This window comes from Clostridium sediminicola, assembly GCF_050402865.1.
Lineage (GTDB): Bacteria > Bacillota > Clostridia > Clostridiales > Clostridiaceae > Clostridium_AF > Clostridium_AF sediminicola.
The window spans coordinates 761,912-779,541 of sequence record NZ_BAABMF010000001.1 but is presented as its reverse complement, the minus strand read 5'-3'; the positions used below and the strand labels follow the sequence as shown (position 1 = coordinate 779,541).

12 protein-coding genes and 1 riboswitch are annotated in these 17,630 nt (G+C 30.0%); of the genes, 10 read left to right on the top strand and 2 right to left on the bottom strand.

Annotated features, from left to right (window positions below):
* Positions 1–382 precede the first annotated feature (382 nt).
* Together ACQ3F0_RS03830 and ACQ3F0_RS03825 are read left to right on the top strand one after the other, a co-directional pair.
* The gene (locus ACQ3F0_RS03830; RefSeq protein WP_428863701.1) at positions 383–1,723 is read left to right on the top strand and encodes a PTS transporter subunit EIIC; all 1,341 of its coding nucleotides are present in this window, start codon (positions 383–385) and stop codon (positions 1,721–1,723) included.
* A 96-nt stretch (positions 1,724–1,819) separates the two neighbouring features.
* Complete coding sequence (locus ACQ3F0_RS03825; protein ID WP_428863728.1) at positions 1,820–2,209, top strand: PTS sugar transporter subunit IIA; 390 nt, start codon at positions 1,820–1,822, stop codon at positions 2,207–2,209.
* Positions 2,210–2,425: 216 nt separating this feature from the next.
* Here the strand turns inward: ACQ3F0_RS03825 and ACQ3F0_RS03820 are convergent, their stop codons facing one another.
* The gene (locus ACQ3F0_RS03820; RefSeq protein ID WP_428863700.1) at positions 2,426–3,748 is read right to left on the bottom strand and encodes a sodium-dependent transporter; all 1,323 of its coding nucleotides are present in this window, start codon (positions 3,746–3,748) and stop codon (positions 2,426–2,428) included.
* Between the two features lie 310 nt (positions 3,749–4,058).
* A riboswitch (purine riboswitch) is annotated at positions 4,059–4,162 on the top strand.
* 83 nt (positions 4,163–4,245) lie between these two features.
* On the opposite strand from ACQ3F0_RS03820, the gene ACQ3F0_RS03815 reads away from it, so the two are divergent.
* Positions 4,246–5,643 (top strand): NAD(P)/FAD-dependent oxidoreductase, encoded by a 1,398-nt coding sequence (locus ACQ3F0_RS03815; protein WP_428863699.1) that lies wholly within the window; start codon positions 4,246–4,248, stop codon positions 5,641–5,643.
* Between the two features lie 56 nt (positions 5,644–5,699).
* On the opposite strand, the gene ACQ3F0_RS03810 is transcribed toward ACQ3F0_RS03815, so the two are convergent.
* A complete protein-coding gene (locus tag ACQ3F0_RS03810) occupies positions 5,700–6,731 on the bottom strand; it encodes a patatin-like phospholipase family protein (protein WP_428863698.1) in 1,032 nt (343 codons plus the stop codon).
* 133 nt (positions 6,732–6,864) lie between these two features.
* Between ACQ3F0_RS03810 and ACQ3F0_RS03805 the strand changes: the two genes are divergently transcribed.
* From ACQ3F0_RS03805 to ACQ3F0_RS03775, 7 genes are all read left to right on the top strand, one after another.
* Positions 6,865–7,623, top strand: a complete 759-nt coding sequence (locus ACQ3F0_RS03805) for a hypothetical protein (protein WP_428863697.1) — start codon at positions 6,865–6,867, stop codon at positions 7,621–7,623.
* Positions 7,624–7,672: 49 nt separating this feature from the next.
* The gene (locus ACQ3F0_RS03800; RefSeq protein ID WP_428863696.1) at positions 7,673–8,770 is read left to right on the top strand and encodes a GerAB/ArcD/ProY family transporter; all 1,098 of its coding nucleotides are present in this window, start codon (positions 7,673–7,675) and stop codon (positions 8,768–8,770) included.
* Positions 8,751–9,887: a Ger(x)C family spore germination protein gene (locus ACQ3F0_RS03795; RefSeq protein ID WP_428863695.1), complete on the top strand. Its 1,137-nt coding sequence runs from the start codon at positions 8,751–8,753 to the stop codon at positions 9,885–9,887. Before ACQ3F0_RS03800 ends, ACQ3F0_RS03795 begins: the two co-directional genes overlap by 20 nt.
* Positions 9,888–9,899: 12 nt before the next feature.
* On the top strand, positions 9,900–11,330 hold the full coding sequence (locus ACQ3F0_RS03790) for a spore germination protein (RefSeq protein ID WP_428863694.1): 1,431 nt from the start codon (positions 9,900–9,902) through the stop codon (positions 11,328–11,330).
* Between the two features lie 631 nt (positions 11,331–11,961).
* Positions 11,962–12,462 carry an NADH-quinone oxidoreductase subunit NuoE family protein gene (locus tag ACQ3F0_RS03785; protein ID WP_428863693.1) on the top strand — a complete coding sequence of 167 codons (501 nt, stop codon included), beginning with the start codon at positions 11,962–11,964 and terminating at the stop codon, positions 12,460–12,462.
* 18 nt (positions 12,463–12,480) lie between these two features.
* Positions 12,481–15,591: an NADH-ubiquinone oxidoreductase-F iron-sulfur binding region domain-containing protein gene (locus tag ACQ3F0_RS03780; protein WP_428863726.1), complete on the top strand. Its 3,111-nt coding sequence runs from the start codon at positions 12,481–12,483 to the stop codon at positions 15,589–15,591.
* Between the two features lie 19 nt (positions 15,592–15,610).
* Positions 15,611–17,434: an NADH-dependent [FeFe] hydrogenase, group A6 gene (locus tag ACQ3F0_RS03775; RefSeq protein WP_428863692.1), complete on the top strand. Its 1,824-nt coding sequence runs from the start codon at positions 15,611–15,613 to the stop codon at positions 17,432–17,434.
* The last annotated feature ends 196 nt before the right edge of the window (positions 17,435–17,630 follow it).

Here is a 17,630-nt window from a genome sequence, read left to right as displayed (position 1 = left end):
GATTTTTAATTCAACTAAAATCTATATATGCTCATAACTCATTAATACCTGAGATTATGTGCATATATAGATAAAGTTTCATTTAAAAATCTTATAATATATGCGTTAAGAAAAATTATTGTTTGAGTATGCGAGTTATAATTTTTTAGTATATATTTAAGAAAATGAATTAGAATTTCTTAGTGAAGTGGAGTGGCTTTGAAGTTATATATGCATTTGTTCTTTTCAAATATAATTCTAATTATCATTAAAAAGTATAAAAATAGATTTTCTGCATTTAAGGATAGCATTTTAATAACCCTAATTACATATATAATATTATAGTTACATAGAGTGATTTAACCAATAGAAAATATTTATTGTAAGTTAGGGAGGAAAGTTTATGAGTAAATCAAAAAAAGGATTATTAAATAAATTTGAAAAGATAGGTAAAACAATAGTAATGCCAATAACTATTCTTCCAATAGCGGCATTACTATTGACAGTAGGTCAGCCTGATTTGTGGCAATATTTCGGTGCTTTGCCAAATGGTATCCCTTGGATGATAGCGGTAGGAACAGCTGTTTTCAATAATTTACCACTTATATTTGCAATAAGTATTGCAGTTGGTCTTGCAGATAAAAATAATGGAATGGCGGCTATTGCAGCAGTAGTTGGCTACTTTATCTTGATTTCAGTTGCTAAAACTATTAATAAAAATATAAATATTGGGATTCTAGTTGGGGTTATTGTTGGTGTTTTATCTTCACAATTATATAATAAGTACAAAGAGGTAAAAACATTTGAATATCTTGGTTTTTTTGGAGGAAAGAAATTTGTTCTAATAATTACTTCAATGTACAGTTTGTTGATTGGAATAATTACTGGATATTTATGGCCTATAATTCAAAAGGGTATAAATATAGCTGTGAACAATAACAATATTTTTGATACAGGAACCAAAGGTGTATTTCTATTAGGATTCTTCAATAGATTGCTTATGCCATTTGGATTAAATACTGTTGAATACACATCTAGTAACTATATGGCAGGACTATTTCCAATTATGATGTTTGCACTTCCAGCTTCATGTTTAGCTATGATAAAAATGGCTAAGAAAGAAAATAAAAAAAACATTACTGTAATGTTTTTATACATTGCTTTTATTTCTTTAATAACTGGTATTGCGGAACCGATAGAATTTATATTTATGTTTTTATCACCTTTATTATATGTTGTTCATGCATTTTTGGCTGGATTATCTTTTGCATTAGCCTCTTATATTGGAATAAAAAATGGATTTGAGTTTTCACCCGGGTTGATAGATTATTTGTTAAACTTAAACAGTAGATCTAATCCTTTAGCAATAATAGGTCTTGGAGTAGTATTTGGAGTGATCTATTACTTTATATTTATTCTGTTTATAAAGAAATTTGATATTCAAACACCAGGACGTTACTATGAAGAGGAACTCGTTACTCTGTCTAATTTGAAAAATGATGAATTAGATGCAAAAGCAGAAGAGATTATTGAAGCGATAGGAGGTAAAGAGAATATTATCTCAATAAAAGCATGCATTACAAGAATTAGATTGAAAGTAGTTGAAGAGACGAAAGTTGATGAAGATAATTTAAAAGAAATTGGTGTAACAGGAGTTATAAAGTTGGATAAAGTTAATTATGTTATCGTGGTTGGTAATACTTCTGAAATATTAGTAAAAAAAATAAAGAAATATTTAACTTGATAATCTTCTTGATAAGATGTACTTAATTTACTATAAAGTTAATATAAACTGAAATTATAGTTGCAGTGTGTAACAGTAAGGAAAAGAGCTGAATGAATACTCAGCTCTTTTGTCTTTTTAATTAGACCTGGTAAAAAAAGTTTACAAGTTGTTGTTGCTACATGCGATGGTGTGCTAACGTTATTTTTTAAAACTAATCATACATTTGCTATAGTAACAGAAGATGGTGCTGAAATCTTAATTCATATAGGAATAGATACTGTTGATTTGAAAAGAGAAGGTTTTACACCTATAGCAAAACAGAATCAAAAGGTGAAAGCTGGAGATGAAATATTGAAATTTGATAGTGAGTTTGTAAAACAAAAAGGTTATGAGTTAACAACAATGGTTTTAATCGCAAATCACCTAAATCTTAAGAATATAGAATATAAATATTCAGATTACGTAAAAGTTGGTAATGATGAAATTATTATGTATTCAATTTAATTAAAGAATAGATGTATATAAGTACATTTAAGTAATATCTTATAGAGATTCTACCGTGAAATTTAATTTATACATGTACCAAAATCTCGGGTACTAACGAGTTATGGTACATGTATAAATTAATTATTGAACTGAGATATCTATATTAAAAAACTTATGCTTTCATATCCAGTAAAAAAGCAACTCACTTCTTTAGAATTAGAAGTAAGTTGTTTTTTAGATTCCGCCATAAATTGCACCTAATATAACTATAATAATTACAACTACAATATAAATATATTTACTCATAGTAATAAAACTGTTGCCCAGGGAACGGTTAGAGCCAATATTGATTTCTTTTAGTGCTTTATCAGAGCCGTATACCCAATAAAAAACTATTGCAGATAAAGCAGCACCTATAGGAGCTAGATAAATAGTTAGAAAATCTGCCCACATACCAAAAAAGTTCATATTTGTTGCAAGGGGAAGTGCTACAAAGAAAGATATCGTGGCAACTAATAACACAGATTTTTTTCTGCCAAAATTGAATTCTGCCATAATAGCTTCTACAGGAGCCTCCATCATATTAATTGCTGATGAAACTGCAGCAAATATAATTCCCATAAAGAATAAAATACTGAAAAAATAACCACCAGACATTTTAATGAAAATTGAAGGTATAGTTATGAATAATAATGGAGGTCCAGCAGCAGGATCAAAGCCAAGTGCAAATGTTGCGGGCACAATTACAAATGCTGCAAGAAGAGCCGCAATTGTATCATAAAAAGCTGTATTCAGTGCTGCAGATGGCAAATCAGCATCTTTATTTAAGTAACTACCATAAACAACCATGCCGGAACCCGTTAGTGAAAGTGAGAAGAAAGCTTGCCCTAAAGCCATTATCCAAGTTTTTGGTTCTAATAAATATGACCATTTTGGAATAAGTAAATATTTAACTCCTTCAATAGCACCTGGAAGAGAAAGAGATTTTATTAATAAAACCACAAATATTAATAAAAGACCAGGCATTACTATTTTATTTAATTTTTCAATACCTTTTGTTATGCCTGAAAGTAAAATGATACTAGTGAAAATCATTGCTATAATTAACCATAATATAGTGTTTGAAGAACCAGCAAAATCACCAAAGTATTTTGGAATGTCTACTTTTGAAAATGTGTTAGTTAATGTTGCAATAAAATATCTTAAAATCCAGCCAACAACAACTATGTAGAAGATAAAGATTCCTGTTATTGCAAAAACGGGGATTAGCCCTATTATTGTACCACCTTTAATATTTTTATCTTTAAAAATATCTTTTGTAGCACCTAAGATTCCTTTTTTCATGGTTCTACCAATACCAAATTCCCCTATTAAACCTGTTGTTCCTAATACAAATACAAAAATAAAATAAGGGATTAGAAATGCAGCGCCTCCAAATTGACCTAATCTCCAAGAAAACATCCATATGTTACCTAGGCCGATAGCAGCGCCTACACATGATAAAACGAAGCCTAATTTTCCAGAGAAGCTCTCACGTTGAGAATTATCATTTTTCATTAGTTACCTCCTTATTAATATGAAACTAAAATATGTAAATAGACTGTTCAAATTACAGAACAGCGGAAAAAACCTCTATATGTACACATTACATATAGAGGACAAAAAGTTCACAAAATTGATTATACTGGCTCTATAATTATTCGTCAAGAATTTTAAAGAATGATTTTTGATATATGATTTTTGACAATTCAATTGAATTCAAGTTCCTAAAATTAATATACGTAAATTTTGCAATAAATTATTAAAAACTATTGAGTTTTATATATACATGGGTTATAATGTGACAGTAATACGAACTTTATATTGAGGTGCGTACAAATTGTTCACTTATATAAACCCGGCGATATGGGCTGGAGGTCTCTACCGAACTACCAAAAATAGTTGTAGGCTATAAGTGTTCTATATATGTAAAATAAATAAAATTTGTTTTTACTGAAAATAATAGGACATTATAGTGGTAAAATGCCACATATTTAATGAGGGGGATGAGTATTTTGAAGTATGATGTAATAGTTGTAGGGGCAGGTCCGTCTGGAATTTTTACTGCATTAGAATTAATAAAGAGCAAAGCTAATAAAAAAATTCTAATTATTGAAGAAGGAAGAAGAATTGAACAAAGGCATTGTCCAAAAGAACAAACTAAAGTATGTGTTTCATGCAAGCCTTATTGTCATATAACCACTGGCTTTTCAGGAGCAGGTGCTTTTTCGGATGGAAAGTTATCTCTAAGCCACGAAGTAGGTGGAGATTTACCAAATTTAATAGGTACAGATAAGGCTCAAGAGTTAATAAATTATACAGATGGTATTTATCTTGAATTTGGAGCTGATACAAAAGTAGAAGGATTGGAAAATACAGAAGAAATAAAGGAAATTAGAAGGAAAGCTATTGAAGCGAGTTTAAAATTAGTAGATTGTCCAATCAGACATTTAGGTACAGAAAAGGCACAAGAAATTTATTTGAGAATACAAAACTATTTACTAGATTCAGGGGTAGAAATAAAATTTGATACTGCTGCAAAAGATTTAATTATAGAAAAGGGTATTGCAAAAGCAATTCATATTGTTGATGCTAAGACTAAAAAAGATGAAGAGATTGTTTATGGTAATAAGATAATCATTGCTACAGGTAGAAAAGGTGCAGATTGGTTAAAAGATATGTGTTTAAAACATGAAATTGATCATACTGCTGGGACTGTAGATATTGGTGTTCGAGTTGAAGTAAGAAATGAAGTTATGGAAAGAGTGAATGATGTTCTTTATGAATCAAAATTAATAGGTTATCCTGAACCTTTTAGAAATAAAGTGAGGACATTTTGCCAAAATCCAGGGGGTTTTGTAAGCCAAGAGAACTATGATAATGAATTGGCAATTGTTAACGGTCATTCTTATAAGGATAAAAAATCTAATAATACTAATTTAGCAATATTGAGTTCTCATAATTTTTCAGAGCCATTTAATAAGCCTATTGAGTATGGGAAAAAGGTGGCTGAATTAGTAAATATGCTTGGAAACGGTCAGATTTTAGTGCAACGATATGGTGATATTTTAGATGGAAAAAGAACATGGCAGCATGAATTAAGTCAAATAAATGTAAAACATAGCTTACCTGATGCAGTTGCTGGTGACTTAACATCGGCAATACCTTATAGACCTATGTTAAATATTATAAATTTTATAAATGCTATGAATACTGTAGTTCCTGGATTTGCAAGTAGAGAAACGCTTTTATACGGTCCGGAAATAAAGTTTTATAGTAATAAAATCAATATGAATGATAAATTCGATACAAATATTGAAAACTTGCATTGTTTAGGTGATTCTAGTGGATGGACTAGAGGACTTATGATGGCTTCAGTTATGGGAGTATTGATGGCAAGAGAAATAATTTAGTAGATAAAATAATTTTATAAAAAACTGGCCCTAGATTTTAAAAATGATCTAGGGTTTTATATATTAAAAATTCTTTTTTTTCTTTTAAATAATTCAATATATTTACGATAATTATCGTCGGCTACATTTAAAAATTTTTTTGCTGAATTTTCGCCAGATTTATATAATATATTTATATTTTCGGGAGTTATATTAAAATCAGTTGATTTAATTCCATGAGTATTTATCTTAAGCGTTCTTAAAAAATCCATTTTAGAAATATGAATATCGTCCTCTGCTTCTAACATGGTTTCTATAATGGCCAAACTTAAATTTATAATGTTATTTGTTTTATGCTTTCTTTCTAGTTCTTTACCTCCTCCAAGTTTAAAACCTATAGTTGGATATTGAGGTAGACTATTTTCATCAAATAACCATACAGGATAATTGCTTAAAATACCTCCATCTACAATTGATGATTTTTCCTTTATTATTTTATTTTCCAAAATAATTGGCTGAAAAAAAAAGGGTATACTAATACTCATTCTTACTGCAAGACTTACTTCTAAAGTATCCGGATTTATTCCATAATCAATAATATCTTCTGGCAAAATAAGCATCCTGCCTCTTGTAATATCTGCAGCTATTATATGAAGTTTATATTTCCTCTTATATCTGGGGTTATTTAGAAGAATTCCTTTTTCATTTGGTATAATCATATCTCTAAATTGTACTTTTTTTCTAGTCCCTAATTTCCATTTAAGTTTATCATATAAAAATGTATCAATAATCTTTGTTATATAATTACCGTTATATAGGCCTTTTTTTATAATTAAATTGCTTATTTTTTTAAATGAAAATTTATGTTTACTATGGTCTATCATTGCAGTATAATCAATTTGTTTTATTAAATTTTTAAGTTCGCTAGCTGAGTATCCTGCTGAAATTAGAGAAGCAATAACTGCACCGGCTGATGTTCCAGCTATATTTCTCCAAGAATAGCCGTTTTCTTCCATAATATTTAATGCACCAACTAACCCTATTCCTTTGACTCCCCCGCCTTCAAAGACTGCATCAGCAATTTTTTTATTGTAGAGTAATTTAGACATAGTGACAGCTCCTTTTTATACAGTTAATATATGGTAAATATGATTAATTGGTACATTAAAATTTTATAGTCTATGTATAGAGAATTATATAAATTATTTTAGAAGTTAGGTATATAAATAATGAGGTGAATTAATGATAGATTATATCAAATATAATAAACAAATAAGTAATATAGAAAGTAAACGGAAAGAAATATCAGAGCTAATTATCAAAAATTCAACTAATATTATGAACTATAAAATTACTAAAATATCTAGCAAAGATATTGAGTTAATGTTTAAGCTATATGATAGAATATTTTTTGATAATTGGTTTAAAGAGAATTATAAAGGAAAGCTTAATTTTTCGCTTTCTAAGCGAATGACAAAGAGTGCTGGTAAAACTATTTGTCCCCGAAACATTAAAAATATTACCCAAGAGGAGCTTATTCTAGAAATTAGAATGGGAGTAGAGTTGTTTTTTAATTTTGATATGATTGGAGGGGTAAAGGCTGTTTGTGGGATACAGGTAAATAATAGCCTTGAAGCAATGCAACTTGTATTTGAACATGAATTATGTCATGTTATTGAATTTATCCATTATAAAGAATCTAATTGCAAAAGATATCGATTTAATTCTATAGCAAATAATTTATTTGGACATACTGAAAGTTATCATCAATTACCTACAAATAAAGAAATTGCTAGAGAAAAATTTGGGCTAAGTTTGGGAGATGAAGTTTCATTTATTTTTGAAGGCAAAAAAGCGTGGGGTATTTTATATAAGATTAATAAAAGAGCTACGGTTATGGTTTTAGATAAAAATGGACATTTTGTAGATAATAAAGGAAAAAGGTACTCTAAATATTATGTGAATTTAAGTCTTTTAAAAGGTCAATTAAATACGTTATGAATCTAATATAATCAAAAGGGTATAATAAGTTTATTGAGGAGGTATATCTATGAATAAATCTCTTACAAATAGACAAATAGCTTTTATAATTTTTGGTATTGTTTCTGGATATGGGATACTGAGTCTTCCCAAAACAATAGCTGAAAGTTCAGGAACAGGTGGGTGGTTTACATTATTAATTGCTACTATAATAGTAATGATTTTCACATATATTATTACTTATCTTGGATATGTTCATGAAGATAAAACAATCTATGAATATAACCAAATAATAGTTGGAAAAGGTATAGCATCTATTTTTATTATAATATACTGTTTATATTTCTTTATGCTATTTACAATGGGAACAAGGATGGCATGCGAAGCTATCAAACAAACAGTATTAATTAAAACCCCTATTTGGGCGCTAATAATGTTATTTTATTTAGTAATGTATTATGCAGTTGCAAAAAGATTATGCACGATTGCAAAAGTTTGTGAAATATATGGAGCTATCATCATTATAAGTGCAATTGTTATTCATTTAGCTATGACCACTCAAGGCAAAGTTATAAATTTAAAACCTTTTTTTGTTATAGAAGATATAAAAGAGTATTTTAAAGCTACCTCGGTAACGATTTTCCCATTTTTAGGTATAGAAATACTTACTATAGTTCCGTTTAATAAGAAAAATAATGATAAAAATATATTTAAATATACTATTTCTATGGTAGGGTTTATAGGTATATTTTATATATTTGTTTTTGAGTCTTGTATTTCTGTTATGGAGATTGATTCCATAATTTATTATCAAGATGCTTTATTTGCCACAATAAGAAGAATTGATATTGAATCTCTTGAATTTTTAGAAAGGCTTGATGGTATATTCTTAATTATTTGGATTATGTCAATATTTTGTACTTTAACTTTAGAGGCGTATGGTTCAATTTTGTTATTGAGTAAATTTTTAAAAAAAATAAATTTTAATCTAATTTCAGCCCTTGTTTTTGCTATGTCTTTTTTTATAGCACTTGTACCGAAAACTATAGATACTGCACAAAAAATACTTGATTATGTTGGCTATACTTCAATTATAACCGCAGGGTTGATACCATTAATATTATATATAATTACGAAGGTGAAAAAAATTGATAAGAAAACAATTTAGATTATTAATTATATGTCTATGTTCTATATTATTAACAGGGTGCTGGGATTATGAAGATATTAATGATAAATGTATAGTTATATCTTTGGGTGTGGATTATTTTAAGGATAATATTGAATTTTCTGGTGAAATTGTGAAACTTACTTCTTCTACAGATAATGATTTTGAAAATGCTCAAGGTGATGGGGTATATAGGTTACTATCATATGGCAAAACCTTTGAAGAAGCTAGGTTACATTATGATGCTATAAATCCATTTCCAGTTTTTTTAGGATCAACAAGAGTTGTTGTATTTGGTAAAAGATATGCTGAAAAAGGAATTGAACCTTACTTGAACAGGATTGATCATATATATAATTATAGGAAAACTCTGCTGACTGTAGTGTGCCGGGAATCACCAAAGGAAATGTTTAGTTTAAAACAGAAAAAAGATATATCAGTTGGATATTTGATTGAAGATATTCTAAATCATTTAGCTAAGAAAGGTGGAGCATTGAATCCTAATGTTGGAGAAATACTTTCTGATATTGCATTCGGCAATATAGGATATTTACTTCCTTATGTTGGAGTAGAGAAGGGTACTATAAAATACTTAGGATATGCGGTAATGAAAGATTCCAAATTAATAGGAATTATTGATTTAGAAAATACTGATGGAATATTATATGTATTATCAGAAAAGCCTACATCAATTGAAGTTATTCAAGACTTAAATGATGAAAAAAAGACATTTTCTTTTCGAACATTTACTAATAAAAGAAAGATTAATGTTGATTATCTAGATAAAAGATTGAATATAAGTATTGATATGGATTTATCAGCACAATTACGATATCAATATTATACAGGAAAGGTTAATGGTAGGGATATAAAGGAATTAGAAAATATGTTATCTGATCAAGTTAAAAAGGACATTGTTTCAAATGTTGAGAGAGCACAAAAAGAATTTCAGTGTGATATTTTTGGATTTGCTAGATATTTTAGAGCAGAAGATCCAAAAACTTTTCAAAAAATAGATTGGGAAAACGAATTTATTAATGCTAATGTAAATGTTACTGTTAATACTAAAATTATAAATAGGAGTTTTACAGATCCAAATGCTGAAAAGAAATATTAGAGGATGAATAGTATGAAGAAGAAAAATATATTTGAGGATAAAATAATAGAATTTCGACAGGAAAATTTAGGCATATCTATTAGGGAGTTGTCTGTTAATTCAGTTGAGATATATGTATTATATATTCAACAACTTACTGATAAAGAAAGCCTTTCTACTAACGTTATAAAACCAATATTGCAAAATGGCAAAGAAGATATGCTTACTATAGATAAAATAGTAAATTCGGTAATTTACGTTGATGATATAACAATTGACCAAGATGAAAACATGATTATTGATTACGTTATAAAAGGCAAATCAATAATTATTTTGTCTAATGATGATAAATATATTGTGGCAAATACTTTAAAGATTGAAAAACGAGGAATTCAACAACCTGAACTAGATACTACATTAAGGGGTCCAAAAGATTCTTTTACGGAAAATTTTAATGATAATATATCATTGGTACGTTATAGGATTAAGGACCCTGCACTTAGGATAGAAAATTATTCTATAGGTAGAAGAACGAAAACCAATGTTGCAGTTATTTATATAGAAAATATTGCCAATGGAAAATATGTTGATGAAATAAAAAAAAGACTATTAGAAATAGACGTAGATGGAGTTTTTGAATCTGGGTACATACAGAAGTTTATTTCTAATAGTACATTTGATTTGTTTCCGCAAACGGGGATTGTTGAGAGGTCGGATACTGCATGCGAAAATATAATTGAAGGAAAAGTTTGTGTCATAGTAGAGGGATCAAATCTAGCTATAATATCGCCGAAAACTTTTATTGAATTTTTGGATACAGGAGATGACCATTTTGAAAATATATACTTAGGTTTTTTTTCAAAAGTGTTGAGAATAATATCACTTTTAATTTCTTTAACACTATCTTCGCTTTATGTTGCAGCTGTGAGTTTTCATTCTGATATTCTTCCGTCAAAGTATCTTTTAGCTATAGCAACGTCTAGGGTAACTGTTCCATTTAATGCATTATTAGAAGCAATTTTAATGGAATTTACTGCAGAGATTCTTAGAGAAGGAAGTATAAGACTTCCAAAACAAATTGGTCCAACAATTGGTATTGTTGGAACGATAGTTATAGGTCAGGCGGCAGTTACTGCTGGACTTGTAAGTCCATTAATGGTTATTATTGTAGCTTTATCTATTATGGGTTCATTTGTTTCAGGGGATTATACTATAATGAATACAATTAGAATTTTAAAATTTGTGTTAATTTTTATGACTGGTATATTTGGATTATTTGGGTTTGTTATGGGGATAACAATTATAGCAATTAACTTATGTTCACAGACAAGTTTTGGGATACCTTATGTTGCACCTATGTCTCCATTGAATTTAAAAGACATGAAAAATTTCATTTTTAGCGATGTTACTTTGGCAAAAGAGAGACCTAATTTTTTAAAAACAAAGGATAAGAAAAGGCAATGAAAATGCCAACTACTATATTTAATGTAGTTGGTATTTTTTAATACTAAAATAAGTGAAAATTAATAATTATATTCAATAAATATGTAATACTTTTTATGATTGTAAAATAGTATTTATTAAAAGGTTGTTCTGATTAATTATTAAAAGGTATGGTTAAATAATTTTTTTGATAATTAATCAATGTATTTGTTTTAAGTAATTTCAATAATATGTACAAGCTCAATATTCTTCACAGAAAAGATGTTATTTTAAAATTAGACTATGTTTTAAGATGTTGTTGATATAAATAATAGAGAGCAATAAGTATAAATTGCGAACAAGTTCGAAATTTATAGTGACAAGTTACAAGTGATAAGTTGTGGATACCTTTCGCAAGCGAAAGCTTTTAATTAAATAAAAAATAAAAAAATTCCTTTTGCATAGCAAAAGCTCATTGCTCCATCATCGAAGATGATAAAAGCTTAGTTAAAGATTTTCTGCAAGAAAATCATCATTAACTTGTCACTTGTAACTTATCACTTGTCACTTGTCACTGATTTGTTTCGCTTTTTATTTCAATTACGAACTACATTATCTATCAACATTATTTTAGACGTAGCCTAGTTTTTATATAAGATAGGGAGGTGTTTTGATGTCAGAGAGTATTGAAAAGTGTAATTGTAGCAAAATGAGTGAAGAAGAAAAATATGATTTACTTAATAATGTAATTGATGAATATGACAGGGAAGAGAAGAATCTTATTCAAATCCTCCACATGGCTCAAGCCATTTTTGGATATTTACCATCAAATGTACAAAAATTTATAGCTAAAGAAATGGATCTACCTATTTCTAAAGTTAGTGGTGTTGTAACATTTTATTCTTTTTTTGCTACACAGCCTAAAGGAAAGTATACTATAAGAGTTTGTTTAGGAACTGCTTGTTATGTAAGAGGTGGTAAGAAAATCCTTGAAAAGCTTAAAGAAATATTAGGTATTGATGTAGGAGAAACCACTGAGGATTTGAAATTTTCACTTCAGATAATGAGATGCATAGGTGCATGTGGATTAGCTCCAGCTATTAGTATTAATGACAAAGTTTATAAAAGAGTTAATCCTAATAAATTACATCAAATATTAAAAGAATGTGAATAGGAGGTGTTCGATTTGAATATGGTAAACAGAGTAGTAGATAATAAAATACAAAGTATTAAAGACTTGAATTCTATTAGACAAAAACATTATGAAAATGTTGAAAAATATCAGCATTTAATCCTTATATGTTCAGGTGCGGGGTGTATTTCTTCTAATTGTGGAGAAGTGAAGGATGCGCTTTTAAAGGAGATAGATGCAGCTGATCTTAAATCCAAAGTGAAGATTAATCTTACTGGTTGTATGGGAACTTGTGATGTAGGTCCAACAATGATAATAGAACCTGAAGGAGTGTTTTATTGTAATCTTAAACCTGAAAATATGAAAAAGATAGTTGATAGACATCTTTTAGAAAATGAAATTTTGGAGGAGTTTTGCTATAAAGATAAAAACACTGGTAAGAGAATTCCTTTTGTTAAGGATATAGAATTTTTTAAAGGACAAAAAAAGATTGCGTTGAAAAACTGCGGTAAGATTGATTGCGCATCCATTGATGAATACATAGCTAATAATGGGTATTATGCATTGGAGAAAGTATTAAACAAAATGAATCCAGGTATCGTTATTGAAGAAATTAAAAAATCAGGACTTAGAGGTAGAGGAGGCGCAGGATTTCCAACAGGGTTAAAATGGAAGCTTGCAGCAAAAACTCAGAGTAGCGAAAAATTTGTAATATGTAATGCTGATGAAGGTGATCCCGGTGCTTTTATGGATAGGAGTCTTTTAGAAGGAGATCCACATTCTATTATTGAAGGCATGTCAATTGCAGGATATGCTATAGGAGCAAATAAAGGTTTTGTTTATGTAAGAGCTGAATATCCCCTTGCAATAGAAAGATTAGAAGGGGCAATTACTGAAGCTAGAAAACGAAATATATTAGGAAAGAGGATATTAGGAAGTAATTTTGATTTTGATATTGAAATTAGAATTGGAGCAGGTGCCTTTGTATGTGGCGAAGAAACTGCTCTTATGAATTCTGTAGAAGGAAAAAGAGGAGAACCAAGACAGAAGCCACCATATCCTTCAGAAGCAGGATTATTTAGTAAACCTACTATCATTAATAATGTTGAAACATTTGGCAATATTACAGGAATAATTTTAAAAGGTGCTGATTGGTATTCAAAAATTGGTACTGCTAAAAGTAAAGGAACAAAAGTTTTTGCATTAGCTGGTGATATAAATAATACTGGAATTATAGAAGTTCCAATGGGAATTACCTTAGGGGAAGTCATTTTCGGAATAGGTGGAGGTGTCCCTAAAGGGAAAAAATTCAAAGTAGCTCAGACTGGAGGACCTTCAGGAGGTTGTTTGACAAAAGAACATTTGAATACGCAAATAGATTATGAATCTTTAGTTGAACTTGGAGCAATTATGGGTTCCGGCGGGCTTATATGCATGGATGAAGATACGTGTATGGTAGATGTAGCAAGGTTTTTTATGGAATTTGTACAAGAAGAGTCTTGCGGTAAATGTGTGGCTTGTAGACTTGGAACCAAAAGAATGTTGGAGATACTTGAGAGGATTACTAAAGGAGAAGGAAAAGAAGGCGATGTAGAGCTATTAATTGAACTAGGAAATACAATTAAGGATACAGCTTTATGTGGTCTAGGGCAGACAGCACCAAATCCTGTATTAAGTACTATAAAATATTTTAGAGAAGAGTATGATGAACATATTCAACAAAAATATTGTCGTGCTGGAGTATGTTCAGATTTGTTTATTTCTCCTTGTGAAAATGCATGTCCAGCGGGAGTGAACGTGCCAGGATATATTGCATTAATTGCAGCGGGAAGAGTGAAAGATGCATACAGCCTTATTATGCAGGAAAATCCTTTCCCTTCTATATGTGGCAGAGTGTGTACACATCCATGTGAGAGTAAATGTAGAAGAGGACAACTCGATGAGCCAATAGCTATTGCTGATTTAAAAAGATACGCGGCTGATGAAGTACTAAAAAGAAATGAGCCTTTTACAGATTTGGTCTTTCCAAAGAAAAATAAATCTGTGGGAATAATAGGTGCAGGTCCTTCAGGGCTAACATGCGGATACTATCTTGGAAGACTTGGTTATGATGTAACTGTTTATGAATCTCAACCAGTAGCAGGAGGGGTTTTAGTTTTTGGAATACCTGAATATCGTTTGCCAAAAGAAGTTCTTAAAAAAGAAATAGATGTATTAAAAAGGGTTGGTATAAATATTTTGACCAATACAGAAGTAGGTAAAGATATTTCTTTTAAGGAAATTAGAGAAAAGCATGATTCTTTATATATAGCGACAGGAACGCAATTTTCAAAAAAAGTAGGAGTTAAAGGTGAAGAATTACCAGGGGTATATCATGGGCTTGATTTTTTAAAAGACGTTAATTTAGGCAAAAAAATTGAGATTAATGGAAAAGTAGCTGTCATAGGTGGAGGAAATACTGCAGTTGATGCTGCAAGAGTTGCATTAAGACACGGTGCTGAGGAAGTGCATATTTTATATAGAAGAACTATTGAAGATATGCCTGCCGATAAACGGGAAATATTGGATGCTATAGAAGAGGGTGTTATAGTTCATGAATTAATAGCGCCTACTGAATTTTTAGGACAGGATAAAGTTGAATATATAAACTGTGTAAGAATGAAGTTATCAGGTTTTGATTCAGATGGAAGAAGAAAACCCCATAAAGATCTTCAATCAGAATTTTTATTTCCAATAGATTATGTTATTCCAGCAGTAAGTCAATATTCAGATTTGCCGTTTATTGGAAAGGACGAAGTTGATGTAACAAATTGGGGTACGTTTGTTGTAGACAATAAAACAAAAATGACTACAATGCCTGGAGTATTTGCAGGAGGGGATGTTGTAAGAGGTTCTGATAAAGTGATAACTGCAATAGCAGATGGAAAAAATGTAGCAAGTTTTATTGATAAGTATCTAGGCGGAAACGGGAAGCTGAATAAAGGCGAAGCTATTAATATACCATTACCAGTTGATGATGATTCAGAACTTGTTGAGCATGAAAGATTTAAAATGGAGTATGCAAATGTAGAGACTAGAAGGCAAAATAATGAGGAAGTATCAAAAGGATTCCATAGGTTAAATGCTATAGCTGAAGCTATGAGATGTTTGAGATGTGATAGGCGGCAATAATAAATAAGGAGGTGGAATAATGGTAAATCTTACGATCAATAATAAAAAAATCAGTGCAAAAGAAGGAACTACAATTTTAGAAGCTGCAAAGGAAAATAATATATTGATTCCTAATTTATGTTATTTGGAGGGAGTTCATAAAATTGGTGCATGCAGAATATGCGTAGTTGAAGTTGAGAACCAAAAGAATCTTCAAGCTTCATGTATGACTGAGATAAGAGAAGGTATGGTTGTACATACAAATACAAAAAGAGTAAGAAATGCTAGAAAAGTGCTTTACGAATTAATGCTATCAGATCATCCAAAGGAATGTTTACAATGCTCAAGAAATCAAGATTGCAGTTTTCAAGAACTTGGAGAACTAATTCAAATAGATCAGTCAAGATTTGAAGGTGAAAGATCTAAAAGCCTTATAGATACTTCTTCTCCATCTATAATAAGAGATACATCTAAATGTATACTTTGTAGAAGATGTGTAACTGTTTGTAATGAAATACAAGGTGTGAGTATACTTAATTCACAATATAGAGGTTTTGCATCTGAAATAAGTCCTGGTGATGGATTGCTTTTAGGTACTGCAGCATGTACTAATTGTGGCCAGTGTGTAGCAGTTTGTCCAGTAGGGGCTTTAAAAGAAAAGGATGCTACTGAGAAAGTATGGGAGGCTTTACAAGATCCTGGGAAAACAGTGATAATTCAGACTGCACCTGCTATTAGGGCTGCTATAGGGGAATCCTTTGGAAACGAGCCAGGAAAATGTGTTACAGGAAAAATGGTAAGTGCTTTAAAGGATATGACCTTTGACTATGTTTTTGATACAAATTTTGCGGCAGATTTAACAATAATGGAGGAAGGAACAGAACTTCTTAGTAGATTGACAAGGTACTTATATTCGAAAAAAGTTATAAACGAAGAACAACTACAAAGGACAGGAATCGAGCTTTTAGATTCAGAACCCCAATTGCCTATGATAACTAGTTGTAGTCCAGGTTGGATAAAGTATATAGAACATTATTATCCGGAACAACTAGACAATGTGTCCTCCTGTAAATCTCCACATATGATGATGGGTGCGTTATGTAAAAGTTTTTTTGCAGAAAAAATAAAACTTGATCCAAAAGATATCTTTGTTGCTTCAGTTATGCCATGTACAGCTAAAAAATATGAAATTACTAGACCGGAAATGGTTAATAATGATGTTCCTAATGTAGATGCTGTTATTACTACAAGAGAACTTGCAAAAATGATAAAAGATTATGGAATAGATTTTAATGCTTTGCCAGAAAGTAAGTTCGATAATCCATTAGGAATATCATCTGGTGCTGCTGATATTTTTGGTGTAACAGGTGGTGTAATGGAAGCGGCGCTTAGAACTGTTTATGAAATAGTTACTGGTAGGGAACTTCCGTTAGAAAAACTTCATGTAAAATCTATTCAAGGACTTGAAAGGATAAAAACTGCGGAGATTACTATTCAAGATGCAAAGAGTAAGTGGTCATTCTTGAATGGGATTACTGTTAAAGTAGCTGCTACTAGTGGACTTAAAGGAGCATCAATACTATTAGATGAAATGAGTAAAGGAAAGAGTTGCTATCATTTTATTGAAGTTATGGCTTGTCCTGGTGGTTGCATAAGCGGAGGAGGACAGCCAAGACCAATCAATGACGAAATAAGAGAGAAAAGAATTGCAGCACTTTATACTGAAGATGAAGGTAAAACGTTGAGGAAATCTCATGAAAATCCATTTATTCTTGAAATTTATAAAGAATTTTTAGAAGAACCATTAGGTCATAAATCACATGAATTGCTCCATACTTATTATACTAAAAGAGAAAAATACTAGAATATATGAAAAAATATATAATAAATCTAAATTTGTAATGAATTCTTTTGAAAAAGTTAAAAAAAACACTTGATTTATGCTTTGATTAAGTGTATTCTTATATAGAACCTTGATTCAGAAGCAAATGATTTATTATATGATAATTTTGAATAGTTTAAAATAGGAATTATTTTAAAATAAATTTCGGAATTTTTAT

Bases quoted from the DNA above. Each gene is read 5' to 3' on its own strand.
- ACQ3F0_RS03800 (WP_428863696.1), top strand. From the start codon at position 7,673: ATGAATAAATCTCTTACAAATAGACAAATAGCTTTTATAATTTTTGGT.
- ACQ3F0_RS03790 (WP_428863694.1), top strand. From the start codon at position 9,900: ATGAAGAAGAAAAATATATTTGAGGATAAAATAATAGAATTTCGACAG.
- ACQ3F0_RS03785 (WP_428863693.1), top strand. From the start codon at position 11,962: ATGTCAGAGAGTATTGAAAAGTGTAATTGTAGCAAAATGAGTGAAGAA.
- ACQ3F0_RS03830 (WP_428863701.1), top strand. From the start codon at position 383: ATGAGTAAATCAAAAAAAGGATTATTAAATAAATTTGAAAAGATAGGT.
- ACQ3F0_RS03780 (WP_428863726.1), top strand. From the start codon at position 12,481: ATGGTAAACAGAGTAGTAGATAATAAAATACAAAGTATTAAAGACTTG.
- ACQ3F0_RS03820 (WP_428863700.1), bottom strand. From the start codon at position 3,748: ATGAAAAATGATAATTCTCAACGTGAGAGCTTCTCTGGAAAATTAGGC.
- ACQ3F0_RS03805 (WP_428863697.1), top strand. From the start codon at position 6,865: ATGATAGATTATATCAAATATAATAAACAAATAAGTAATATAGAAAGT.
- ACQ3F0_RS03775 (WP_428863692.1), top strand. From the start codon at position 15,611: ATGGTAAATCTTACGATCAATAATAAAAAAATCAGTGCAAAAGAAGGA.
- ACQ3F0_RS03810 (WP_428863698.1), bottom strand. From the start codon at position 6,731: ATGTCTAAATTACTCTACAATAAAAAAATTGCTGATGCAGTCTTTGAA.